This window comes from Rhizobium sp. B230/85 (assembly GCF_019355735.1).
In the GTDB taxonomy this organism is placed as follows: Bacteria; Pseudomonadota; Alphaproteobacteria; order Rhizobiales; family Rhizobiaceae; genus Rhizobium; species Rhizobium rhododendri.
Window position 1 is genome coordinate 3,614,767 of sequence record NZ_CP072156.1, and the last position, 21,660, is coordinate 3,636,426.

Consider the following 21,660-nt stretch of genomic DNA (forward strand, 5'->3'; position numbering starts at 1 on the left):
CCGCGCAACAGGAGAGTTCCATGAAGATCACCCGCAGCGGTTCGCTTCCATCGGCCAAGGGCCCATCCGATTACTTCACCGGCACGGTGCGCATCGATGCACCGTTCAAGGGCGAAGATCCCGCCCGGATCGGCGGCGCCACCGTCACATTCGAACCCGGCGCACGCACCGCCTGGCACACGCACCCGCTCGGCCAGACCCTGCTCGTGCTCTCCGGCTTCGGCCGTACGCAGCGAGAGGGCGGCCCGATCGAAGAGATCCGCCCCGGCGACATCGTCTGGTTCGCGCCGGGTGAGAAACACTGGCACGGTGCTGCACCTTCAACAGCCATGAGCCATGTCGCCATCGCCGAAGCGCTTGACGGCAAGGTCGTCGATTGGCTCGAGCACGTCACCGACGAGCAGTACGAGGGCTGATAGGATCACGCATCGGTCGCTGCAGGTGATGCTGGCTGACGCTTTGCAGCCTCGCGCCGGCACCACTCGTCGGCAGCACTGCCCATAGTCTGGCCGACAGCCGTCTTAAGCCAGGCCATGAAGGGGCGGTCGAACCTGAATCCGTCGCCACATTGCGCCTGGAAAAATCGACGGACGTTCTGCGTGTTGCGGTAGGATGCCGTCACCGGCGTCGCGCGCGTGATTTCACTGCTATGCCAGTCGAATGCCATTAGCCCCACTCCCCGTCTACCCCTGCACCGCGTTGGTATCCGCAGTCTCATTTACCCGTAATGCACCACGGTTCCATGCACCAAGCTCACGGCAGATCATCAATATGTGAATGGGCATGTTGCAGTGCAATGTGCTAAGTAGTTAGCTTACTACCTATCCACTACGATGAAGGTTGAAAAGCATGTCGGAAGATAAGAGCACACATCTGGTATCCGTTCTCAAGACCATGATCAGAGACCACGGCATGCCGCGGTCCCTGGATGAGATCACCGATCCGGACTTTCGCAGCATGGCAGTCGCGCATATCGATGAATTCGATGAAGCCCGCGATGAATGTGAAAGCGACCTCACCCTGAACTGATGCGGAACTGCGGTGCAGCCTACTGATCCGGTTCGCAAACACGCAGGCGATGGCCATCGGGATCGAGCGCCACGAAGGTCTCTCCGAAATCCATCGTCGTCAACTCCTGCGCAATCGGCATTCCCTGGCTGCACCATTCCCGGTAATGGGCGGCAATGCTGCCCTTGCCCGGCAGGGCAAAGCCGATTTCTCCGCGATTTCCAAGCGCTGAAGGCTGAGGTTCCACAGAACTACGACGCCAGAGCCCGAGCATGAAACCGCTATCGAGCGCAAAGGCGGCATAATTCGGCGAATCCGCTACGGGTTCGCGACCAAGAAGGCCGCGATAGAAAACGACGCTCTCGGCCGGGTCCTTGACGTAGAGAATGATGAGATTGGGATTAGTCATTGTCGCTGCTCCTTGTTGTCGATGGAGCAACGATAGCAGCAACCACTGACAGTTTATGGCAGCAGCGTGGGCAAGGCATCTGAGTTGTTCTTCTATGTTGCGCCACCCGCTTTCGCCTCGCCGAACTCCTCCATGACGGCCTCGATAAAGCTTTTGAGTTTCGGGGTCTGGCGGCGGTCGGGGTGGAAAAGAAGATGCATCGGTCGCGTCTCCGTCCGGTAGTCCGCCAGCACCCTGACGAGACGACCATCGGCCAGCATGTCCCGCGCGTGGTCGTGGGCAATCAGCGCGATGCCGAAACCGCCCACCGCAGCCGAGAGCAACCCCTTTGCATCGTTCACCCGCAAGCGCCCCTGCACCTTCGGTTCATAAACGCTGTCGCTCATCTCGAAACGCCAGTGATAGTTCTCCGGCTGCGACCACAGAGCCTGCCCCAGGCATTCGTGGTGTTCGAGATCGGCAGGATGGGTCGGAGTTCCGCGTTCCCGCAGGTAGTCCGGCGAGGCACAGAGCACGACGCGAAACGGCGCAAGCCTGTACTTGGTGAGGGTCGTGTCCCCGACATGCCCGATGCGGAACACCGCCTCGAAGGACTCCTTGACCGGATCGACATACTTGTCGTCGAGAACCAGATCGATTTCCACGTCGGGGTATCGACGCAGATAGCGGGTTACGAGACCGATCAGGCTCTGTGAGCCGAACGAAACGGGAGCGTTGATGCGCAGGCGCCCCTGCGGCGTGCCCTTGGCCTGCTCCGCAACGGCATCGGCCCAGTCGGCATCCGCCAGCACCAGCTTGCACCGGTCATAGTAGGTCCGACCGATCTCGGTGACGCTTTGCCGCCGGGTGGTGCGATAGAGCAGGCGGGCGCCGAGGCGCGCCTCGAGATAATTGACATGCTTGGCGACCATCTGCTGCGAGATGCCGAGCACGTTGGCGGCAGACGCAAAGGAGCCCATCTCCACCGACGTGACATAGGCATTCATGCTGACGAGACGATCCATTCCCTACTCCTGGTAGTGATTGTTACCATCTTATTGCGATTTATCGCGATGTGAATAGGAATTATGGTGCATTTGTCTCTCCACGAAGGAGACGGGCAATTCGGAGTATTTGACATGAAAATCGGAATTATCGGTGCCGGCAATATCGGCGGCGCGCTCGCAGGCCTGCTTGTCAAGGCGGGACACCAGGTCGATATCGCTAACTCGCGCGGTCCGGCCACGCTTTCAGAATTAGCCGCGAAGACAGGTGCACGCGCGGCAACTGTTGAGGCAAGCGTGCTTGACAAGGACGTTGTGGTCGTGACTATCCCCCTCAACGCCATCCCGTCACTGCCTCGCGACCTCTTCGCCAACGTGCCCGCGAAGACCATCGTCATCGACACCAACAACTACTATCCCCGCGAACGCGACGGCGCGGTCGCCGACATCGAAAACGGCATGACGGAAAGCGCCTGGGTGGCAAAGCAACTCGGCCGCGACGTGGTGAAGGCATTCAACATGATCTACGCCACGAGCCTCGCCAAGCTTGGCAAGCCGGCGGGCCAGCCGGGTCGCATAGCAATTGCAGTGGCCGGCAACGATCAGGCCTCGAAAGCCGTCGTTATCGGCCTGATCGATGAGATCGGTTTCGACGCTGTGGATGCCGGAAGTCTGGACGACTCCTGGCGCCAGCAACCGGGCTCGCCTGTCTATGTGAAGGATCATGACGCAGCCGGCGTACGCCAGGCGCTGACGGAGGCTAGCCCTCAACGGACGGACCAGTGGAAGGCAACTCCGCGCAGCCCCGGCACCTTCGACGCGCCTGCGTAAACGCCAGCAACCTGACGAACCAGATCCTGCGCCTAACCTGCAGGATCTGGTCGCCCTGCATCATGCATTCCGGGCATAGTCGTCGATCTCGCGCCACTCTTTCATCAGCACCGCCCGACGGCGGGGATAACGACCGTCCTGAACGGTCATGTCGCCGATCCGGTCTGTGCGGAAATGCCGGTAGTCGCCACGCAACTCGCACCACGCCGCCATGATGCGGATATGCTCGAGATAGCCGAGCGCGAACGGCCAGACCCTTCGGACGGAGACGGCACCGCTTTCGTCGGTATAGTTGAGCTCGAGAATGCGCTCCATGCGGATCGCCCGACGGATGACCGAAAGGTCCGCCTTGTCTTCGCTTATGCGGCGCGGACCGACCAGCAGCGTCGCCGAATCGATTTCGTCGCGCATTTCTTCAGGCAGCACGGCGGCGATCTTGGCCATCGCATCGGCGCCGGCCGCGGCCAGTCGCGGCTCGGCGGCACGCGCCACCCACCGCGAACCGAGCACCAGAGCCTCGATCTCGTCCTGCGAAAACATCATCGGCGGCAACATGAAGCCCGGCTTCAGCACATAGCCGACGCCGGCCTCGCCTTCGATATGCGCCCCTTGCGCTTGCAGGCTGGCAATATCACGGTAGAGCGTCCGCAGGCTCACGCCCGTCTCCTCCGCCAGCGCCGCCCCAGTCACTGGACGGCGATGGCGACGCAGGGCCTGCAGGAGAGTCAGCAGCCGCTCGGAACGGGCCATGGCAAATATCCGCCTAGCGCTTCCACTCGATCCAGTCGCGCATCAGCCGGTGGGCAATGGCACCCTTCGGTGGCGAGGTGTGGCCGGATGCATCCACCCGCTCCAGCATTGCCAGCGTCTCCTCCGGCGTAAACCAGCGACAGTCGTCGAGCTCAGTGGAGTCAATGTGGATTTCGGTGGATTTCGCTTCGGCATAGCAGCCGATCATCAGCGAATGCGGCATCGGCCACGGCTGCGAGGCATGATAGCGGATGCGGCCGGTGGCGATGCCGGATTCCTCGTGCGTCTCGCGGCGCACGGCGCTTTCGATCGTCTCGCCCGGCTCGACGAAACCGGCAAGGCACGAATACATTCCCGGCGGGAAGTGGTGGCTTCGACCGAGCAGACAGAGCTCTCGGGCCTCATCGACGACGAGCATGATGACGACGGGGTCGGTGCGCGGAAAAATCGTGTGCTGGCAGGCTGTGCAGATGCGCTTGTAGCCGCCGAGATGGCCTTCGCTTGCAGATCCGCAACGGCCGCAAAAACGGTTGTCGCTATTCCAGCGGAGGAGGCTGGCAGCCTGTGCCGCCTCGCCCAGAATTTCGCCTTCGAACAGATGCTCGCGCCACAGCGCCCGCATGTCTGTCGCCTTGTATTGGCTGGCAAGATCATCGGCCCCTATGCCCACCGGCACCGCGAGCCGCGGCTCGCCGCTCTTCTTGTAGCCAAGCAGCACCGCATTATCCCAATCCGGATCGAGCTCGGCCAGTTCGTATTTGGCAAACAGCGGATCGAGGATCTGGCCGTCATGCTTCAGCACCAGCTTTTCGCCGGCAAAGGCCAGGATATGGGTCCCGTCGATGGACAGCGCTTTTTCCACCGAGCTTTCATCGCGATGCTCAGAGTCGCGGTTCAGTGCGTTCTCGGCAAAAGCGGTAAGGCTGCTGGGCTCGGGGTGGGGCGCGTCGGAGGTGAAGAGGGAATGGCTCATGGGGACAGGGCTTTCTGCATTCGGGTCATGAAGGCGCGCATCTCGTCGTCCTCATAGGGCTTCTGATGGCCATGACCCCAGACGGGCCCAGGCCAGTTCGCATCCCCTTCGGACCGCGCAATGACATGAACATGCAGCTGTCTGACAATATTTCCAAGGGCGCCGACATTGATTTTCGTAGCCCCGGTGACGCTCTTCAACGCGCTCGACACCATATTCGTCTCGAAGGTGAGCAAGGCCTGGTCGAGAGGTGTAAGCTCGAAAATTTCAGAGATTGCCTGCCGGCGCGGCACCAGCACAAGCCATGGCCAGCGGCGATCCTTCATCAGGCGCAGGTCGCAAAGACCTGTGATCGCAACAGACACTGTGTCCTTCGCCAGGCGATCATCGAGCACGAATGGGCTCATGGTGTCTCCTCCAGTATTTTTTCAAATGTTTAGCAGTTTTTTTGTGGGCGTGCTTGCATTTGATGGCGAGATTGCCGATATGTCGCTCCGGGAGGTTGGTGGTGGACGAGCCACTCGCCAACCGGGTCAGGTCCGGAAGGAAGCAGCCCCAACGAGCCAGGCACGGGTCATCGTGCCAGCCTCCCACCCTTTTCTCATAGCGATGTCCGGCTTGCCCGGCGATAAGCAGGGCGATGAGCGAAATCGAGCGACCAGCAAATTCAGCCGCGTCGACCGGCACCGGCTACAGGGTACTGGCCCGCAAATATCGCCCCAAGGATTTTTCGGACCTGATGGTCGGCCAGGAGCCGATGGTCCGCACCCTGACGAACGCCTTCGAGACCGGCCGTATCGCCCAGGCCTACATGCTGACCGGCGTGCGCGGCGTCGGAAAGACGACGACCGCCCGCATCCTGGCGCGTGCCCTGAACTACAAGACCGCCGAAATCGACACGCCCACCATCGACCTGCGCATGCTTGGCGAGAACTGCCAGGCAATCATGGACGGCCGCCACGTCGATGTCATCGAGATGGACGCCGCATCGCACACCGGCATCGACGACATCCGGGAAATCATCGAGCAAGTTCGCTATCGCCCGGTGTCGGCACGCTATAAAGTCTACATCATCGACGAAGTGCACATGCTGTCGACTGCCGCCTTCAACGGCCTGTTGAAGACGCTGGAAGAGCCGCCCGAGCACGTCAAATTCATCTTCGCGACGACGGAAATCCGCAAGGTGCCGATCACGGTGCTGTCGCGCTGCCAGCGCTTCGACCTGCGCCGCATCAGCGCCTCCGATCTCGTCGGCCTGTTCTCCACCATAGCCGCCAAGGAAGGCATCCGAGCCGAGGCTGAGGCCCTGGCGATGATCGCCCGCGCCGCCGAAGGCTCCGCCCGCGACGGCCTGTCGCTGCTCGACCAGGCAATCGCCCATGGCGGTGGCTCGGTGCAGGCCGATACCGTGCGCTCGATGCTCGGCCTTGCCGACCGCGCCCGTATCGTCGACCTGTTCCAGCATATCGTCAAAGGCGACGTTGCCGCTGCCCTTGCCGAATTCAATGGCCAGTACGAGGCCGGCGCCAATCCCGTCGTCGTGCTCACCGATCTTGCCGATTTCACCCATTTGGTGACGCGCCTGAAATATGTGCCCGACTCGGCCAACGACCCCTCGCTGAGCGAGATCGAACGCATCAGCGGCCTCGAATTTTCCCGAACGCTTGCAGTCACCACCCTGTCGCGCATCTGGCAAATGTTGCTGAAGGGCATTCCGGAGACAGAAAACTCCTCGCGCACGGCGGGTGCCGCCGAAATGGTGCTGATCCGCCTCGCCCATGCCGCCCACCTGCCCTCGCCGGAGGATGCCGCAAGGCGCCTGGCCGAAATCGGCAGCGACAGCGGCGGTGGCGGCAGTTCGCGTCCCACCCCATCGGGAAACGGTAACGGCAACGGCGCTGGCGCTTCCGTTGCCTACCAGCCAGCCACATCCAGAAACGCCCCCGAGGCGGCCCCGCGCGCAAACAGCGGAGCAGCCACGATGCTGCGCGCCGTCCCCGATGCCGCGCCGCAGCCCATCGCTGCAGGGCGCACCGAGGCAAAGCCCGTCGAGGCTCCGAAGCCGAGCGTCGCCATCCGGTCGATCGGCGATATCGCCGACCTCTGCGGCGTCAAGCGCGATCCCCGGCTGAAGGCCATGGTGCGCACGTTCCTGCGGCCGGTGAAGCTGGAGCCCGGCCATCTCGATGTCAGCCTGGCGCCCGGCGCGCCCGGCACTCTGCTCAATGAACTCGCCCTGAAGCTCAAGGAATGGACCGGCATCCACTGGGTCGTCAGCCTCAGCCGCGATGGCGGGGCACCGAGCGAGACCGAGGCCGAGACCAAGGCGCAGGCACAGCGCATGGTCGATGCCAGCCAGGACCCGGACGTCGCCGCGATCCTTTCGCAGTTTCCTGGCGCCAAAATCATCGACGTGCGCGTCCGCGCCGATCCGGATGACGATGCAGGCGATGAACCGCTCGCCGCCCCAGCCGTTGCCGAATCCGACGAAGGCGATATCCTGCCGGGCGACGACATAGAATTCTGATCGAACACCAAAAGACAGCAGAGAAGGAACGAAGGCGATGCGCGACATCATGGGAATGATGGGCAAGGTCAAGGAAATGCAGTCCAAGATGGAAAAGATGCAGGCAGAAATGTCTGACATCCATGCGGAAGGCAAGTCGGGCGGCGGTCTCGTCACCGTCACCCTGAACGGCAAGGGCGAGATGATCTCGCTGAAGATCGACCCGTCTCTGTTCAAGGAAGACGATGTCGAAATCCTGGAGGATCTCGTCGTCGCAGCCCACACCGATGCCAAGGGCAAGGCCGAGGCCATCGTCGCCGAAAAGACCAGGGAACTGACCGCCGGCCTGCCGATCCCTCCCGGCTTCAAGATGCCTTTCTGAGACCGGGAAGCAACCGCAGCCTGAATATCACCGGAAGGACGGTCGCGCCATGTTCGGCTGTCGTGCGTTTCGGCGGCGAGCCGTCAGGCCTGCGCTTCGATCTTCTCGCGAAACTGCTTGTGCAGCGGCGTCGACAGATAGCGCTCCCGGTCCTTGGGCGACAGCTTGCGGCCGAATGTCTTCATCATCTCCGGCATCGTCACCCGCTCGCCTTCGAACGGCCGGTATTCGACACCGGTACCTGAAGACAGCGACGCCGGCTTCAGCACGCGGCAGTAGATGCCGGGCAGACCGGCATTCATGTAGCGCTTGACGAACTTCGGGTCGCCCATCTTGGCCGCGAAGGTGGCGCAGGGGATGCGCGGCGATGTCACCTCGAGCACGAGATCGCCCGCCACGAAACGGTCGCCGACGGCAACACTGGTATTGTCGAGCCCGTCGATGACGACGTTCTCGCCGAACAGGCCGGGCGGAACCGGCTGTCCAAGTTCGCGTGCCCACCAGTCGAGCGTCAGCGAGCCCTCGACGTATACCGCCTGGCAGGGACCTCCATGGTGCTTTCGATTGCAGACGGCGTCGCCGATCAGGCCGTTTTCATCGATCATGACCGCGCCGGAAACCGGATGCTTGTTGATGCCAGTCTTGTAGCTCTTGCCGGGTAGTTTTTCGGCATTGCCGGTGCAGACGGCGAGAATTTTCATGGGATGCTGTCTCCTGACGCGATTCCGTTTCTCTAGCATATGGTCTAAGAACGCCCCATGGCAAAACGAGTCACCGGTCCCGAAATTGAAAAACTGATCCAGTTGCTGGCCAAGGTGCCCGGCCTCGGGCCGCGTTCGGCGCGCCGGGCGGCGCTGCATCTGATCAAGAAAAAAGACCAGTTGCTCGGCCCCCTCGCGGTGGCCATGGGCGAGGCCCACGACAAGGTCAAGATCTGCTCGCACTGCGGCAACGTCGACACCGTCGACCCCTGCACGGTGTGCACAGACGACCGCCGGGACCAGGCCGTCATCATCGTCGTCGAGGATGTCGCCGACCTCTGGGCGCTGGAGCGAGCAGCAGCGATGAACACCGCATACCACGTGCTCGGCGGCACGCTGTCGCCGCTCGACGGCGTCGGACCGGACGACCTCAACATCCGTGGCCTTGTCGCGCGCGTCGCCGAAGGCGGCATCCGCGAGATCATCATCGCCGTCAACGCTACCGTCGAGGGCCAGACGACAGCGCACTACATCACCGACCAGCTCGCAGGCCTCGACGTCAGGATCACCCGATTGGCCCATGGTGTGCCCGTCGGCGGCGAGCTGGATTATCTCGACGAAGGCACCCTGACGGCGGCATTGAGGGCGAGGACGCTGATATGAACGAGAGATCGACGATGCGGATGATGGATATGACATCGCCCCCCTCCACCCTCCCTCATTCCTGTGCTCGTCACAGGAATCCAGCCATGGCGCGTCTGCGCCATGAGAAAACTCTGCGTCATGGAAAGTGTTTGTCGCCCAAGGACTTGGGCGACTGGATTCCTGTGACGAGCACAGGAATGAGGGAAATCGGGTCCCTCATCATTCTCGTCCTCCTCACACTCCTCCCGCTACCCGCCTTGGCAGCGCCCTCGAAGGCCGACGTCGAAGCGCAGTTCCAGGCCTGGGTCAAAACCGAGATCTATCCGGAAGCGCGCAAGGCCGGCGTCTCGGAAAAGACGCTGAACGCCGCCTTTGCCGGTGTCCAGTTGAACTGGAACCTGCCCGATCTTGCGCCGCCCGGCTTCCCGCCGGTGAAGCAGCGGCCGCAGAGCCAGGCAGAATTCTCGTCACCGGCACCCTATTTCAACAATGACCGGCTGCAACGATTGGCCGTCACCGGTCGCGGCTTCGCCTCGCAGTATTCTTCGACGCTGAAGCGGATCGAGAAAACCTATGGCGTGCCCGGCTCGATCGTGCTTGCCATCTGGGGCCGCGAGACCGGCTTCGGCGCCGCCACCATGAAGAACTCGGCGATTGCCATCCTTGCGACCGACGCCTTCATGTCGACCCGCAAGGAGATGTTCCGCACCGAGCTGATCACTGCCCTCGGCATTCTCGAGCATGGCGACATCGGCCCAGACCAGTTCAAGGGCTCCTACGCCGGTGCGCTCGGACAGCCGCAGTTCATGCCGTCGAGCTATCTGAAATATGCAGTCGATTTCGACGGCGACGGTCATCGCAACATCTGGACGTCGGTGCCGGACACTCTGGCATCGATTGCCAACTACCTGGTCCAGAAGGGCTGGCAGCGCGGCCGTGGCTGGGGTTACGAGGCGACGATACCGGCCGCTGTTTCCTGCGCCCAGGAAGGCCCGGATCTCGCCAAGCCGATTGGAAAATGGGCGGCGGACGGCATCACGCGCGTTAATGGCAGCAGCTTTCCGGCCAGTGAATTGAAAGCATCCGGCATGATGCTGGTGCCGGCCGGCCGCGACGGCCCGGCCTTTATCGTCACGCCCAATTTCTATGTCATAAAAGAGTATAACAACTCTGATCTCTATGCGCTCTATATCGGCAATCTCGCCGACCGCATCGCAGACAATGCCGGCGCCTTCAAGGGACCATGGGGCGATGTCGGCAAGATGCTGCGCTCGGATGTCGCCGCAATGCAGAAGGCGCTGCAGCACAAGGGCTACGATGTCGGCGGGACGGACGGCTTGCCGGGCTATAAGACACGGCGCTCGATCGGCCAGTGGCAGGCAAAGAACGGCGAGCGGCCGAGCTGTTACCCGGAGGCAAGAATGATGGGTGTGCTTAAATAGCCGCTGGCGATTGCAGACCTTGCAATTTGGTAAAAACCTGGCTATATCGCATTCAAATTCTTGATCGTCTGATGAAGGGTGGGCCGCGAGGACCCGCTCTTTTTTATTAGCTCGAGCATGGAATGCCAAATTTTCCAGGAGCGCATGCTTGTCGGACCTGACACACGCCGAAGACCCCAACGAACCCCGCCTGATCGTCGAAACCGGTCTGGACCAGCGCGTTGCAGCCATCATCGAACCGGTGATTGTTGACCTCGGCTACCGCCTCGTGCGCGTCCGGCTGATGAACCAGAACGGCGCGACGCTGCAGATCATGGCCGAGCGTCCTGACGGCACCATGACCGTCCAGGATTGCGAGGCGGTATCGCAAGCCGTTTCACCGGCTTTGGATGTGGATGATCCGATCGATAAGGCGTATCATCTAGAAGTGTCGTCGCCGGGCATCGATCGCCCGATGGTGCGCAAGTCGGATTTCAGTCGCTGGCAGGGCAACCTCGTCAAGTGCGAGACCTCGATCCTTGTGGATAACCGCAAGCGCTTCCGCGGCAAGATCATCGCCGTGGATGCCGATGGATTTACCATCGAACGTGACCAGCCGGCCTACGGCGAAGATCCGAAGGTCGTTATTCCGTTCACGACGCTAGCCGAAGCGAAGCTTATTCTGACTGACGATCTCATTCGTGACGCGCTGAAGGCCGACAAGCTGGCCAAGGCAGCGAACCAGAACGAACAAGAAGAAGACGAAGATACTTCACCGATAGACTAACCGCCCACGGGACGGGAACCCGGGCAGGAAGACGGAGAAATTAAAATGGCAGTCAGTGCGAACCGCCTGGAACTTCTGCAGATCGCAGACGCCGTGGCGCGCGAAAAGGTCATCGATCGCGAGATCGTTCTTGCCGCAATGGCAGACGCGATCCAGAAGGCTGCGCGCTCCCGTTACGGTTCGGAATCGAACATCCGCGCGGACATCAACCCGAAGACCGGTGAAATCCGTCTGCAGCGTCTGCTCGAAGTGGTCGAAGTAGCCGAAGACTATGCGATCCAGATCCCGTTGGAACTGGCCCGCGACCGCAACCCTGACGCTGCCCTTGGCGACTTCATCGCCGATCCGCTGCCACCGATGGATTTCGGCCGCATCGCCGCCCAGTCTGCCAAGCAGGTCATCGTCCAGAAGGTCCGCGAAGCCGAGCGTGATCGTCAGTACGACGAGTTCAAGGAACGCGTCGGCGAAATCATCAACGGCACCGTCAAGCGCGTCGAATACGGCAACGTCATCGTCGACCTCGGTCGTGGCGAAGGCATCATCCGTCGCGACGAGATGATTCCGCGCGAAAACTTCCGCTACGGCGACCGCGTCCGCGCCTTTGTCTACGACGTCCGCCGCGAACAGCGCGGTCCGCAGATCTTCCTGTCGCGTACCCATCCGCAGTTCATGGTGAAGCTCTTCACCATGGAAGTGCCTGAAATCTACGACGGCATCATCCAGGTGAAGTCGGTTGCCCGCGACCCGGGCTCGCGCGCCAAGATCGCCGTCATCTCGAACGATTCGTCGATCGATCCTGTCGGCGCCTGCGTCGGTATGCGCGGTTCGCGCGTCCAGGCTGTTGTCGCCGAACTGCAGGGCGAGAAGATCGACATCATTCCGTGGAGCCAGGAGCCGGCGACTTTCGTCGTCAACGCCCTACAGCCTGCAGAAGTCACCAAGGTCGTGCTCGACGAAGATGCAGAGCGCATCGAAGTCGTCGTGCCGGACGAACAGCTGTCGCTGGCCATCGGCCGTCGCGGCCAGAACGTCCGCCTCGCTTCGCAGCTGACCGGCTGGGACATCGACATCATGACGGAAGCCGAGGAATCGGAACGCCGCCAGAAGGAATTCAACGAACGCACCACCCTGTTCATGGATGCGCTCGACGTCGACGAGATGGTCGGCCAGGTCCTTGCCTCCGAAGGCTTTGCCCAGGTCGAGGAACTCGCATTCGTCGATCTCGAGGAAATTGCCTCGATCGACGGTTTCGACGAGGAAACCGCCCAGGAAATCCAGCAGCGTGCACGCGAATTCATCGAGCGTAACGAAGCCGAGATGGACGAGAAGCGTAAGGCGCTCGGCGTTGCCGACGAATTGCTGCAGATCAACGGCATGACCGCCCAGATGATGGTGGCGCTCGGCGAAGACGGCATCAAGACGCTGGAAGACTTTGCGGGCTGCGCCTCCGACGACCTGATCGGTTGGACCGAACGCAAGAACGGCGAGACCAAGAAGTTCGAGGGCCTGTTCTCCAAGCTGGAGGTTTCGCGCGTCGAGGCCGAACAGATGGTCATCCAGGCACGTCTGGCCGTCGGCTGGATCACCGAAGACGAAGCAACTGTGCAGCTTGCAGAGGTGGCGGAAGCCGAACCTGAGGCTGAGCGCGATGCCGAGCAGGGAGCATGACCGCGGCACTCCAACAGGATGTTGCGCTTGACGACGACGATGTACCGACCGAGGAAAAAAACGGTCGCATGTGCATCGTCACCCGCGAGAGCGGTGATTTGGACGACCTGATCCGGTTCGTCGCCGCGCCAGACGGCACGGTGGTACCGGATCTGAAACGGCAATTGCCGGGACGCGGATGCTGGGTCAAGCTCGACCGGGCAACAGTCGACAAGGCGGTGGCAAAGAAGCTCTTTGCCCGCGCCCTGAAGGCGGATGTGAAGGCATCCGAGGATCTCGGCGAAACAGTCGAGCGGCTGCTGAAGATGCAGCTTGCCGGCATGATGCATATGGCCCGCAAGGCCAGCCAGTTTATCAACGGCTCGTCGAAGGTCGACGGGGCAATCAGATCAGGCGGCGCAATTGCCGTCTACCACGCCGCGGACGCAGCCGATGACGGCGTCCGGAAAATCGACCAGGCCCGCAAGGCCTGGCATCTCGGAATGGAAACCGAGCAGGAAATACCATCTTCCCGTCCGTTCACGACGGCGGAAATGGACGAACTGATGGGCCAGAACGCTTTTATCCACGCCTGCGCGCTTGCAGGGCAGGCGGGTGAAGGTGTAGTGAAACGCGCAAACCTGCTCGAACGGTACCGCAACGGCGGTCAGTCCCGGGCAACGGGCGCCGCTGGCCAGCTAAAACAATGACGCGGACATCGGTGAACGCCGGACGCATCGTTAAGGTACATCGAATTAAAGACAGGGTCTGATGGTAGTCATCCGCCCTGTTTGAAGGAACAGGACCGGAATGACTGACAACAACGACGAAAAGACGCTGAGCGCATCGGGTAAGAAGACCCTCACACTGAAACCTTCAGGCGTGAACCAGGGCACCGTGCGTCAGGATATGGGTCGGGGTCGCACCAAAGCGGTCGTGGTCGAGACTCGCAAGCGCCGCCCTCTACGCCCGGAAGACGACAAGCAGGTGATCACGCCGGTCACGGCCCCAGCGCCTGCCGCTGCTGCACGCGTCGAGGCTGCACCGCAGCCTGCGGCCCGTCCGGCCCAGCCGCAGATCCAGACCCGCGTCAACCAGCCGAGCGGCATTGCTCCGCGTGCCCAGCCGGCAGCGCCGACCTACCAGGCGCGTCCGCAGCAGGATCGCCCGTCGCGTCCGGTCGTGCTCAACCACCTTTCGCCAGACGAGATGGATGCCCGCCGCCGCGCGCTTGCCGATGCGCAGGCCCGTGACGCTGCAGATGCCATACGCCGCGCCGAGGAAGACGCCCGCCGCAAGATCGAAGACGAAAAGCGCCGCATCGAGGAAGAGGCTGAAGCCGTTCGTCGCGCTGCCGATCTCGCTGCACGCGGTCCCGAAATCGCAGCTGCCGAAGCCGCCGCAGAAGCAGCGGCCGAGGAAGCAGCCCGTATCGAGGCTGCAAAGCCTCAGCCGGTTGCAGCTCCGCTCGTTCGCCGTGCAGATGCCGGCGCTCCGGCCGCACGCCCCGCCGTCGGCGATGTTGCCGGCCGCCGCAAGCCTCTTGGCGAAGAAGAAGAGAACCGCGGACCGCCGCGCACTGCCGTCATTCGCGGCAAGGTCGTTCGCGTCGAGCCGCCGAAGACACCGGCTCGTCCGAAGACCGAAGAAGAGCGCCGCCGTGGCAAGCTGACTGTCACGACAGCCAATGTCGATGACGACGGCACGGGTCGCGGTCGTTCGCTGTCGGCCATGCGTCGCCGCCAGGAGAAATTCCGTCGTGGCCAGATGCAGGAGACCCGTGAAAAGGTCCTGCGCGAAGTGATCCTGCCGGAAACCATCACCATCCAGGAACTCGCACAGCGCATGTCCGAGCGCGCCGTCGACGTGATCAAGTTCCTGATGAAGGAAGGCCAGATGATGAAGCCGGGCGACGTTATCGACGCCGATCTTGCTGAACTGATCGCGGTCGAATTCGGCCACACGGTCAAGCGCGTATCGGAATCGGACGTCGAACTGGGCCTGTTCAATGGCTCCCAGGAAGACGAAGAGCTAGTCTCGCGTCCTCCGGTTGTCACCATCATGGGCCACGTCGACCACGGCAAGACCTCGCTGCTCGATGCTATCCGCAAAACCAGCGTTGTGTCCGGCGAAGCTGGCGGTATCACCCAGCATATCGGTGCCTACCAGGTCGAGCAGAACGGCCAGAAGATCACCTTCATCGACACCCCGGGCCACGCCGCGTTCACCGCCATGCGTGCCCGTGGTGCGCAGGCTACCGACATCGCCATCCTGGTGGTCGCGGCCGACGACAGCGTCATGCCGCAGACGATCGAATCCATCGCCCATGCCAAGGCTGCCGGCGTGCCGATCATCGTCGCGATCAACAAGGTTGACAAGCACGAAGCCGATCCGCAGAAGGTCCGTAACCAGCTGCTGCAGCATGATGTGTTCGTGGAAACCATGGGCGGTGAAGTGCTGGACGTCGAAGTCTCGGCCAAGACCGGCCTGAACCTCGACAAGTTGCTCGAAGCCGTGCTGCTGCAGTCGGAAATTCTCGACCTCAAGTCCAACCCGTCGCGTCCTGCCGAAGGTACGGTCATTGAAGCCCAGCTCGACCGCGGTCGTGGTCCGGTTGCGACTGTTCTCGTCCAGAAGGGCACGCTGCGTCCCGGCCAGATCATCGTTGCCGGCGATCAGTGGGGCCGCGTTCGCGCGCTGGTCAACGACAAGGGCGAGCAGGTCAAGGAAGCCGGGCCCGCCACGCCGGTCGAGGTTCTCGGCCTCTCCGGTACGCCGTCTGCCGGTGATCGCTTCGCGATCGTCGACAGCGAAAGCCGGGCCCGCGAGATTTCCGAATATCGCCAGCGCCTCACCCGCGACAAGGCCGCTGCCCGTCAGTCCGGTCAGCGCGGCTCGCTGGAACAGATGATGACGTTGCTTCAGAACAACGTTCTCAAGGAATTCCCGCTAGTCATCAAGGGCGACGTGCAGGGCTCGATCGAAGCCATCAACGGCGCGCTCGACAAGCTCGGCACCGACGAAGTGCGTGCTCGCATCGTCCATTCGGGCGCCGGTGCCATCACCGAATCGGATGTCTCGCTGGCCGAAGCCTCGGGTGCCGCGATTATCGGCTTCAACGTCCGCGCCAACGCACAGGCACGCGCGTTCGCCGAACGAGAAGGCATCGAGATCCGCTATTACAGCATCATCTACGATCTCGTCGACGACGTGAAGCAGGCAATGTCTGGCCTCCTTTCGCCAGAACGCCGCGAAACCTTCATCGGCAACGCCGAGATCCTCGAAGTCTTCAACATCACGAAGACAGGCAAAGTGGCCGGTTGCCGCGTTACCGAAGGCAAGGTCGAGCGTGGAGCAGGCGTCCGCCTTATCCGCGACAACGTCGTTGTCCACGAAGGCAAGCTCAAGACACTCAAGCGCTTCAAGGACGAAGTTTCCGACGTGCCGATGGGCCAGGAGTGCGGCATGGCCTTCGAGAACTACGAAGACATGCGTGCCGGCGACGTCATCGAATGCTTCCGCGTCGAACACATCACGCGTACGCTCTGATCGTTCGCGCATTATTGCCAAGATATCCAAACCGCCGGTGCAAACCGGCGGTTTTTTGTTGAATTCGGCCGACGAACAGTCGAATGCTGCGCGACGTTATCCTCAAGGCTTCTCATATGCTTACATCACCGCTGTCGCAGGACGACCGTTTCAGCCTGTCCTACATCCGCCAGCCCGGTGAGGAAGCCCATGTCATCAGCGAGGCCATCGGGCGGTTCGGCCATCCACTGACCCCGCGCGCCAGCATCAACGGCTGGTACCTTATGGTCGGCGTCCTCGGTGGCGCAGCGCTCAGCCTTTTTCTCAACATCTACCGCAGCCTCATCCTGCTTCCCTCATTTGGGCCGACGCCGCTGATCGATGTGTTCAACCTGATGCTCATCTGCTCGGTCCCCTGCCTTGCCGTCTGCGTGCTGATGATGCTTTCGCTCCGGCGCGAGGCCTACCTTCAGCGGAGCGCAAGGGCGAGCCGCATCCTCCCGGATGCCACCGTGATGGTCAGCGTCTCGCCGGAGGGTATCTCCTGGGAACGGCCCGGCGCCACGACGACCTTGGCCTGGACAATGATTTCCGCCATCGAGGAACGGCATGGCCGTATCGAGTTCGACAGCGAGGCGACGGTCCACTACATCCCGGCCCATGCCTTCCATAACCGGCAGGAACAGGACGCGGTTCTGGCTCGAATTCGCAACCTCTGGCAGCCGCCCGCCCCAGCAAAGCCTTGACCTTTTCAGCATATCAGGGCATGTGAGCCGCTTTATCGCGTCCCTTTGGACGCCGCTGATGGAAACACCATGACCAGACCCACTACCTCCGCGCCCTCGCAGCGCATGCTTCGCGTTGGCGAACAGGTCCGAGGCGCCATAACGCAGGTGCTGCAGCGCGGCGAAGTCCGCGAGCCGGTCCTCGAAAAGACTGTGCTTGCCATCTCGGAAGTCCGCATGTCGCCGGACCTGAAGGTTGCCACCGCCTACGTGTCGCCGCTCGGCGTCGCCGACCACGATACGATCATCGATCTGCTCAACAAGCACGCCAAATATATACGCGGCCGCGTCGGCCCGCTGCTTCGCCAGCTGAAATACATGCCGGAAATCCGCTTCAAGGACGACACGAGCTTCGATAACTACAAGAAGATCGACGATCTCCTGAAGTCGCCGGAAGTGCAGCGCGATCTCGGCCCCGATACCGACGACACCCAAGCATAGTAGAGACCGATGTCCAGACCCAGAAAACCAAAGGGCCGCCCGGTTTCCGGCTGGCTGATCCTCGACAAGCCGATCGATTTCGGCTCCACCGAGGCTGTCTCGAAGATCAAATGGCTGTTTAACGCCCAGAAGGCCGGCCACGCCGGTACCCTGGATCCGTTGGCCTCGGGCATGCTGCCGATCGCGCTCGGCGATGCGACCAAGACGGTTCCCTACGTCATGGACGGCCGCAAGATCTATGAATTCACCGTCACATGGGGTGAAGAGCGCGCCACCGACGACCTCGAGGGCGAAGTCACGCAGAGTTCGGACAAGCGTCCGACCGAGGAAGACATCCGCGCCCTGCTGCCGAACTACACCGGCGTCATCAACCAGATCCCGCCGCAGTTCTCGGCTATCAAGATCGCCGGCGAACGGGCCTACGATCTCGCCCGCGAAGGCGAGACCGTCGATATCCCGTCCCGCGAAGTCGAGATCTTCCGCCTGACGCTGCTCGCCTGCCCCGATGCCTCCACGGCGCATTTCGAAGTCGAATGCGGCAAGGGCACCTACGTCCGGGCGCTCGCCCGCGACTTCGGCCGCGACCTCGGCTGCTACGGCCACGTCTCCGGCCTGCGCCGCACGTTCGTCGCGCCATTTGGCGAAGAGACGATGGTGCCTCTTGCAGAGTTGGTGGCGCTGGAAGCCATCGAGGATATGGAAGAGCGCCTCGCCGCCCTCGACGCGCTGGTCATCGACACCGCAGAAGCCCTGTCATCCCTCCCGCATCTCGCCATCACCGACGAACAGGCCCACCGCCTCAAGATGGGCAACCCCATCCTCGTCCGCGGTCGCGATGCACCGGTCGCCGAGAGCGAAGCCTATGCCACGGCGCGCGGCAAGCTCATTGCCATCGGCGAGATCGGCGAAGGCGAGTTTCGGCCGAAGCGGGTGTTTGTCTGAGGGGGGGAGCGGAAATTTTCTGAGCTTGATCGATAGTCAGATAGTTGAAATATCTTTACTAAAAAAAACATAATTCCAAAAGTTCGCCGCTGGAAAATAGAACTCGACTGCAGCCGCGAATCGCGCTCAATAGAGGGATGAGCGGAATAATTGAAATAAATAACATTCGAAACATCAAGAAGTTGCGTTTCAACATCCCCGATAGGGGAGTTTGGCTTCTTACTGCCGGCAACGGGGCCGGCAAAACGTCCTTGTTGGCTTGCCTACGCCGTATCGGTCACCCTACGGCATTCCCCTTCACTTTCCATCGTCATTGCAATCAGATCGGCTAGACAACCACGCAAGTGGAACGATTTCCTACGAAATAAATGGCGAAACCGTTTCGTACGCATACAGAGGTGAACGTTGGACTCCGCGGCCTCGGAGTAACTCACATCTCTTTGAGAGACTCGGATATGCATCAGTGATTTATATTGGAGCAACGGCGGACAGAATTACTCCAAGACCCGAGGATTTCGACCCATCATTAGTACGAGCCGTTAGTCAATTCATCATCAGAGAAGCAAACCTAATATTTGAGAACAATAAATTTTCGATGCTTCGCACTATTAATCTTACTCGCGGCGCCGGAAACGACGCATTTGTGTTGGCTATAGCTGGAACTCCAAACACCTATCATTCTGAAAAAAATTTCAGCCTAGGTGAACTATGCGTACTTAAGCTTCTACGAGTTCTAAAAGACGTCAGCAACAATAGCATGATAATTATTGATGAGCTTGAAATGGTGCTTCATCCGAGGGCGCAGATTAACCTACTGCGCTTTTTAGAAGATCAGGCGCAAAGGAAGTCACTCACGGTTATATTTTCAACGCATTCTGTAACGTTATTAAAGACCGCAAAAAAACGACATATTATATACCTAGAAAAACAAGACGATGGAGAAATAAAACCCATTTACGGCTGCTTTCCCACTTACGCAATTGGCAATATTGCATCGGACGAAGAGACGCTTCCTGACATTATGATGTATGTGGAGGACCTTTTTGCAAGAGATATGACTACTGCTTTTTTTGAACAATTTGCCAATGACCGCTTCGATAACCCCACAGAGCGCCCTACCGCGAAGGTCGTGCCTGTCGGGGGATTTAAAGAAGTTGTCGCTTTTCTGGATCGAAATAGATCTGTGCTTCCAGATCATTGCATACAGAAGGCGGTCCTAGACGGAGATGTGTCTTCAGAAACGGTCGCACAATGGCGCCAGAACAATAATCATAACCAGCTGGCGAAGTTTCAAGCTCTCGAGGAACACATAAGCTATCTCCCATTTACGCCTGAAGTCGGAATGATGAGCTATATAACACAAAACGCACAATCATTTGAGCAAAGTTTACGCCTCAAATGCGGTGACAATCAGCTTAGAATCGGACCATTGCTCTTGACCTACGACCCAAGCCTTGCCGGGAGTCAGCTAAGAGCGTCTGCAAAGAAAGCATCCAGTGAGCTTATAGACTATATTGCACAACGGACCCAGCGCTCAAATGAGACGGCACGGGATCTACTGTGTAGCTTGTTCGCAAATTCAGCATGGCAAATGTATAGGGCTGATTTCATGAGGCTATTCGGTCGTATGCTTTAAATAACTCCTTTAATGTGATTGTAGGAGCGAGTTACTAGTGGATGGAATCTAACGCTTGGTGCCCGCGTTTAACGGCGGCGATGATTTTGTCGGGATCGGCGGTCCAAGTGAAGGGCTTTGGCTTTTTGTTGTGCTCAACGAGGAAACGGTTGATGGCGGCCTGGAGATCGACGACGGAATGGAAAACGCCGCGTTTCAGACGCCGCTTCGACAGCCTGGCGAAGAAACCCTCCACCGCGTTGAGCCATGAGCTTGAAGTCGGAGTGAAGTGGAAGGTGAAACGCTCGTGACGGTCGAGCCAGGCTCTCACCTTGGGATGCTTGTGGGCAGCATAGTTGTCGAGGATGACGTGGACGGCCTTGTCGTCCGGCACCTGGGCGTTAATGGCGTTGAGGAAGCGGATGAACTCCTGATGACGATGACGCTGCATGTTGCGGCCGATGACGGTGCCGTCGAGCACGTTGAGGGCGGCAAACAGCGTGGTTGTGCCGTGCCGCTTGTAGTCGTGGGTCATGGTGCCGAGCCGACCCTTCTTCATCGGCAGGCCCGGCTGGGTGCGGTCGAGCGCCTGGATTTGGCTTTTCTCATCGACCGACAACACGACGGCGTGGGCTGGCGGATCAACATAGAGGCCGACAACGTCTCGCAGCTTGTCGACGAATTTCGGGTCGTTGGACAATTTGAACTGCCGCCACCGATGAGGTGCGAGGCCATGCGCTTTCCAGATACGCCTGACTGCGCTGGCGCTGATGCCGGCGGCCGTCGCCATCATGTCGGCCGTCCAGTGCGTCGTCTCGCCCGGCGGATCAGCCAGCGTCAGGGCCACCACACGCTCGGCGACATCGGGTCCGAGCCGCACAATACGCGACGGCCGCGTCTTGTCGCGCAGGAGACCCTCGACGCCTTCTGTGGCGAAGCGCTCTTGCCAGCGCCATACGCAGGTCTTCGATTTGCCGGTCTGGCGCATAATCTCGACAGTCCCGACGCCATCGGCACTCAGCAGGATGATCTCGGCCCGCCAGACGTGCTTTTGGGGCGCATTGCGATCCCTGGTCAAGGCCATCAGGCGTTGGTGATCTGTTGGCGAAACGGTGAACGATATTCCTGTGCGCATGCGCCAGACTCGCATGCCAACCCAGCAAATGGAATCCCATACAGGACTCTTATGTCAGGCGGTAACCACTAGGTAGCCACTTTTTGACGCGTTCTCTGCCACACCGTCCATCCTTCCTCCCCTCTTCCCTTCCCACCCCGAATAGTCTATAGGCTGCGCCAGCACTGGGCA

The 21,660-nt window shown here is 60.7% G+C and carries 24 protein-coding genes and 1 other RNA gene; 17 read left to right on the forward strand and 8 right to left on the reverse strand.

Going from position 1 to position 21,660, the window contains the following annotated elements; all coding sequences use genetic code 11:
- Window positions 1–20 precede the first annotated feature (20 nt).
- Complete coding sequence (locus tag J5289_RS17395) at window positions 21–416, forward strand: cupin domain-containing protein (protein ID WP_209182190.1); 396 nt, start codon at window positions 21–23, stop codon at window positions 414–416.
- A gap of 5 nt (window positions 417–421) precedes the next feature.
- On the opposite strand, the gene J5289_RS17400 is transcribed toward J5289_RS17395, so the two are convergent.
- Window positions 422–667, reverse strand: a complete 246-nt coding sequence (locus J5289_RS17400; RefSeq protein WP_247749742.1) for a DUF6434 domain-containing protein — start codon at window positions 665–667, stop codon at window positions 422–424.
- Window positions 668–849: 182 nt separating this feature from the next.
- Between J5289_RS17400 and J5289_RS17405 the strand changes: the two genes are divergently transcribed.
- On the forward strand, window positions 850–1,029 hold the full coding sequence (locus tag J5289_RS17405) for a hypothetical protein (RefSeq protein WP_111220881.1): 180 nt from the start codon (window positions 850–852) through the stop codon (window positions 1,027–1,029).
- 19 nt (window positions 1,030–1,048) lie between these two features.
- Here the strand turns inward: J5289_RS17405 and J5289_RS17410 are convergent, their stop codons facing one another.
- Window positions 1,049–1,417, reverse strand: coding sequence for a VOC family protein (locus tag J5289_RS17410; protein WP_209182187.1), 369 nt, complete (start codon window positions 1,415–1,417; stop codon window positions 1,049–1,051).
- A gap of 92 nt (window positions 1,418–1,509) precedes the next feature.
- On the reverse strand, window positions 1,510–2,421 hold the full coding sequence (locus J5289_RS17415; protein ID WP_209182185.1) for a LysR family transcriptional regulator: 912 nt from the start codon (window positions 2,419–2,421) through the stop codon (window positions 1,510–1,512).
- Between the two features lie 114 nt (window positions 2,422–2,535).
- On the opposite strand from J5289_RS17415, the gene J5289_RS17420 reads away from it, so the two are divergent.
- A complete protein-coding gene (locus tag J5289_RS17420; protein ID WP_209182183.1) occupies window positions 2,536–3,231 on the forward strand; it encodes an NADPH-dependent F420 reductase in 696 nt (231 codons plus the stop codon).
- A 60-nt stretch (window positions 3,232–3,291) separates the two neighbouring features.
- On the opposite strand, the gene J5289_RS17425 is transcribed toward J5289_RS17420, so the two are convergent.
- From J5289_RS17425 to J5289_RS17435, 3 genes are read right to left on the reverse strand one after another with little or no spacing between them, the layout of a single operon-like run.
- Entirely contained in the window at window positions 3,292–3,981 is a 690-nt protein-coding gene (locus J5289_RS17425; RefSeq protein WP_209182177.1) for a YafY family protein, read from the reverse strand.
- 13 nt (window positions 3,982–3,994) lie between these two features.
- The gene (nudC, locus tag J5289_RS17430; RefSeq protein ID WP_209182176.1) at window positions 3,995–4,954 is read right to left on the reverse strand and encodes an NAD(+) diphosphatase; all 960 of its coding nucleotides are present in this window, start codon (window positions 4,952–4,954) and stop codon (window positions 3,995–3,997) included.
- Complete coding sequence (locus J5289_RS17435) at window positions 4,951–5,361, reverse strand: HIT family protein (protein WP_209182175.1); 411 nt, start codon at window positions 5,359–5,361, stop codon at window positions 4,951–4,953. Before J5289_RS17435 ends, nudC begins: the two co-directional genes overlap by 4 nt.
- Before the next feature lie 90 nt (window positions 5,362–5,451).
- On the opposite strand from J5289_RS17435, the gene ffs reads away from it, so the two are divergent.
- The 3 genes from ffs to J5289_RS17450 all read left to right on the forward strand — a co-directional run bounded on the left by ffs (window position 5,452) and on the right by J5289_RS17450 (window position 7,842).
- Window positions 5,452–5,548, forward strand: an RNA gene (gene ffs, locus J5289_RS17440) — signal recognition particle sRNA small type.
- A 46-nt stretch (window positions 5,549–5,594) separates the two neighbouring features.
- On the forward strand, window positions 5,595–7,481 hold the full coding sequence (locus J5289_RS17445; RefSeq protein WP_209182174.1) for a DNA polymerase III subunit gamma/tau: 1,887 nt from the start codon (window positions 5,595–5,597) through the stop codon (window positions 7,479–7,481).
- Window positions 7,482–7,518: 37 nt separating this feature from the next.
- Window positions 7,519–7,842 (forward strand): YbaB/EbfC family nucleoid-associated protein, encoded by a 324-nt coding sequence (locus tag J5289_RS17450; RefSeq protein WP_111220873.1) that lies wholly within the window; start codon window positions 7,519–7,521, stop codon window positions 7,840–7,842.
- Window positions 7,843–7,925: 83 nt separating this feature from the next.
- Here the strand turns inward: J5289_RS17450 and J5289_RS17455 are convergent, their stop codons facing one another.
- Complete coding sequence (locus J5289_RS17455) at window positions 7,926–8,543, reverse strand: MOSC domain-containing protein (RefSeq protein WP_209182173.1); 618 nt, start codon at window positions 8,541–8,543, stop codon at window positions 7,926–7,928.
- 57 nt (window positions 8,544–8,600) lie between these two features.
- On the opposite strand from J5289_RS17455, the gene recR reads away from it, so the two are divergent.
- The 11 genes from recR to J5289_RS17510 all read left to right on the forward strand — a co-directional run bounded on the left by recR (window position 8,601) and on the right by J5289_RS17510 (window position 20,375).
- The gene (gene recR, locus J5289_RS17460; RefSeq protein WP_209182172.1) at window positions 8,601–9,206 is read left to right on the forward strand and encodes a recombination mediator RecR; all 606 of its coding nucleotides are present in this window, start codon (window positions 8,601–8,603) and stop codon (window positions 9,204–9,206) included.
- Between the two features lie 179 nt (window positions 9,207–9,385).
- A complete protein-coding gene (locus tag J5289_RS17465) occupies window positions 9,386–10,630 on the forward strand; it encodes a lytic murein transglycosylase (protein WP_209182171.1) in 1,245 nt (414 codons plus the stop codon).
- A gap of 148 nt (window positions 10,631–10,778) precedes the next feature.
- Window positions 10,779–11,396: a ribosome maturation factor RimP gene (rimP, locus tag J5289_RS17470; RefSeq protein WP_143123263.1), complete on the forward strand. Its 618-nt coding sequence runs from the start codon at window positions 10,779–10,781 to the stop codon at window positions 11,394–11,396.
- Between the two features lie 45 nt (window positions 11,397–11,441).
- Window positions 11,442–13,064, forward strand: a complete 1,623-nt coding sequence (nusA, locus tag J5289_RS17475) for a transcription termination factor NusA (RefSeq protein WP_209182170.1) — start codon at window positions 11,442–11,444, stop codon at window positions 13,062–13,064.
- Window positions 13,061–13,753 (forward strand): RNA-binding protein, encoded by a 693-nt coding sequence (locus J5289_RS17480; protein WP_209182169.1) that lies wholly within the window; start codon window positions 13,061–13,063, stop codon window positions 13,751–13,753. The genes nusA and J5289_RS17480 overlap by 4 nt, the downstream gene beginning before the upstream one ends.
- A 100-nt stretch (window positions 13,754–13,853) precedes the next feature.
- Window positions 13,854–16,592 (forward strand): translation initiation factor IF-2, encoded by a 2,739-nt coding sequence (infB, locus tag J5289_RS17485; RefSeq protein WP_209182168.1) that lies wholly within the window; start codon window positions 13,854–13,856, stop codon window positions 16,590–16,592.
- A gap of 83 nt (window positions 16,593–16,675) precedes the next feature.
- On the forward strand, window positions 16,676–17,317 hold the full coding sequence (locus J5289_RS17490; protein WP_209182167.1) for a YcxB family protein: 642 nt from the start codon (window positions 16,676–16,678) through the stop codon (window positions 17,315–17,317).
- 69 nt (window positions 17,318–17,386) lie between these two features.
- Complete coding sequence (gene rbfA / locus J5289_RS17495; protein WP_209182166.1) at window positions 17,387–17,797, forward strand: 30S ribosome-binding factor RbfA; 411 nt, start codon at window positions 17,387–17,389, stop codon at window positions 17,795–17,797.
- A 9-nt stretch (window positions 17,798–17,806) separates the two neighbouring features.
- Window positions 17,807–18,739, forward strand: a complete 933-nt coding sequence (gene truB / locus J5289_RS17500; RefSeq protein ID WP_209182165.1) for a tRNA pseudouridine(55) synthase TruB — start codon at window positions 17,807–17,809, stop codon at window positions 18,737–18,739.
- Window positions 18,740–18,876: 137 nt separating this feature from the next.
- Entirely contained in the window at window positions 18,877–19,071 is a 195-nt protein-coding gene (locus J5289_RS29855; protein ID WP_209182164.1) for an AAA family ATPase, read from the forward strand.
- A 131-nt stretch (window positions 19,072–19,202) separates the two neighbouring features.
- Window positions 19,203–20,375 (forward strand): AAA family ATPase, encoded by a 1,173-nt coding sequence (locus J5289_RS17510; protein ID WP_209207653.1) that lies wholly within the window; start codon window positions 19,203–19,205, stop codon window positions 20,373–20,375.
- A gap of 34 nt (window positions 20,376–20,409) precedes the next feature.
- On the opposite strand, the gene J5289_RS17515 is transcribed toward J5289_RS17510, so the two are convergent.
- Window positions 20,410–21,489 (reverse strand): IS630 family transposase, encoded by a 1,080-nt coding sequence (locus tag J5289_RS17515; RefSeq protein ID WP_111223089.1) that lies wholly within the window; start codon window positions 21,487–21,489, stop codon window positions 20,410–20,412.
- Window positions 21,490–21,660: the final 171 nt, after the last annotated feature.

What these genes read in the sequence shown, in the direction of transcription:
- J5289_RS17425 (WP_209182177.1), bottom strand. Translation starts at nt 3,981, where the DNA reads ATGGCCCGTTCCGAGCGGCTGCTGACTCTCCTGCAGGCCCTGCGTCGC.
- J5289_RS17480 (WP_209182169.1), top strand. Translation starts at nt 13,061, where the DNA reads ATGACCGCGGCACTCCAACAGGATGTTGCGCTTGACGACGACGATGTA.
- J5289_RS17420 (WP_209182183.1), top strand. Translation starts at nt 2,536, where the DNA reads ATGAAAATCGGAATTATCGGTGCCGGCAATATCGGCGGCGCGCTCGCA.
- nusA (WP_209182170.1), top strand. Translation starts at nt 11,442, where the DNA reads ATGGCAGTCAGTGCGAACCGCCTGGAACTTCTGCAGATCGCAGACGCC.
- truB (WP_209182165.1), top strand. Translation starts at nt 17,807, where the DNA reads ATGTCCAGACCCAGAAAACCAAAGGGCCGCCCGGTTTCCGGCTGGCTG.
- J5289_RS17405 (WP_111220881.1), top strand. Translation starts at nt 850, where the DNA reads ATGTCGGAAGATAAGAGCACACATCTGGTATCCGTTCTCAAGACCATG.
- J5289_RS17435 (WP_209182175.1), bottom strand. Translation starts at nt 5,361, where the DNA reads ATGAGCCCATTCGTGCTCGATGATCGCCTGGCGAAGGACACAGTGTCT.
- J5289_RS17445 (WP_209182174.1), top strand. Translation starts at nt 5,595, where the DNA reads ATGAGCGAAATCGAGCGACCAGCAAATTCAGCCGCGTCGACCGGCACC.
- J5289_RS17515 (WP_111223089.1), bottom strand. Translation starts at nt 21,489, where the DNA reads ATGCGCACAGGAATATCGTTCACCGTTTCGCCAACAGATCACCAACGC.
- J5289_RS29855 (WP_209182164.1), top strand. Translation starts at nt 18,877, where the DNA reads ATGAGCGGAATAATTGAAATAAATAACATTCGAAACATCAAGAAGTTG.
- J5289_RS17455 (WP_209182173.1), bottom strand. Translation starts at nt 8,543, where the DNA reads ATGAAAATTCTCGCCGTCTGCACCGGCAATGCCGAAAAACTACCCGGC.
- J5289_RS17450 (WP_111220873.1), top strand. Translation starts at nt 7,519, where the DNA reads ATGCGCGACATCATGGGAATGATGGGCAAGGTCAAGGAAATGCAGTCC.
- J5289_RS17400 (WP_247749742.1), bottom strand. Translation starts at nt 667, where the DNA reads ATGGCATTCGACTGGCATAGCAGTGAAATCACGCGCGCGACGCCGGTG.
- nudC (WP_209182176.1), bottom strand. Translation starts at nt 4,954, where the DNA reads ATGAGCCATTCCCTCTTCACCTCCGACGCGCCCCACCCCGAGCCCAGC.
- J5289_RS17410 (WP_209182187.1), bottom strand. Translation starts at nt 1,417, where the DNA reads ATGACTAATCCCAATCTCATCATTCTCTACGTCAAGGACCCGGCCGAG.
- infB (WP_209182168.1), top strand. Translation starts at nt 13,854, where the DNA reads ATGACTGACAACAACGACGAAAAGACGCTGAGCGCATCGGGTAAGAAG.
- J5289_RS17395 (WP_209182190.1), top strand. Translation starts at nt 21, where the DNA reads ATGAAGATCACCCGCAGCGGTTCGCTTCCATCGGCCAAGGGCCCATCC.
- recR (WP_209182172.1), top strand. Translation starts at nt 8,601, where the DNA reads ATGGCAAAACGAGTCACCGGTCCCGAAATTGAAAAACTGATCCAGTTG.
- J5289_RS17490 (WP_209182167.1), top strand. Translation starts at nt 16,676, where the DNA reads ATGCTGCGCGACGTTATCCTCAAGGCTTCTCATATGCTTACATCACCG.
- rbfA (WP_209182166.1), top strand. Translation starts at nt 17,387, where the DNA reads ATGACCAGACCCACTACCTCCGCGCCCTCGCAGCGCATGCTTCGCGTT.
- J5289_RS17415 (WP_209182185.1), bottom strand. Translation starts at nt 2,421, where the DNA reads ATGGATCGTCTCGTCAGCATGAATGCCTATGTCACGTCGGTGGAGATG.
- J5289_RS17465 (WP_209182171.1), top strand. Translation starts at nt 9,386, where the DNA reads ATGAGGGAAATCGGGTCCCTCATCATTCTCGTCCTCCTCACACTCCTC.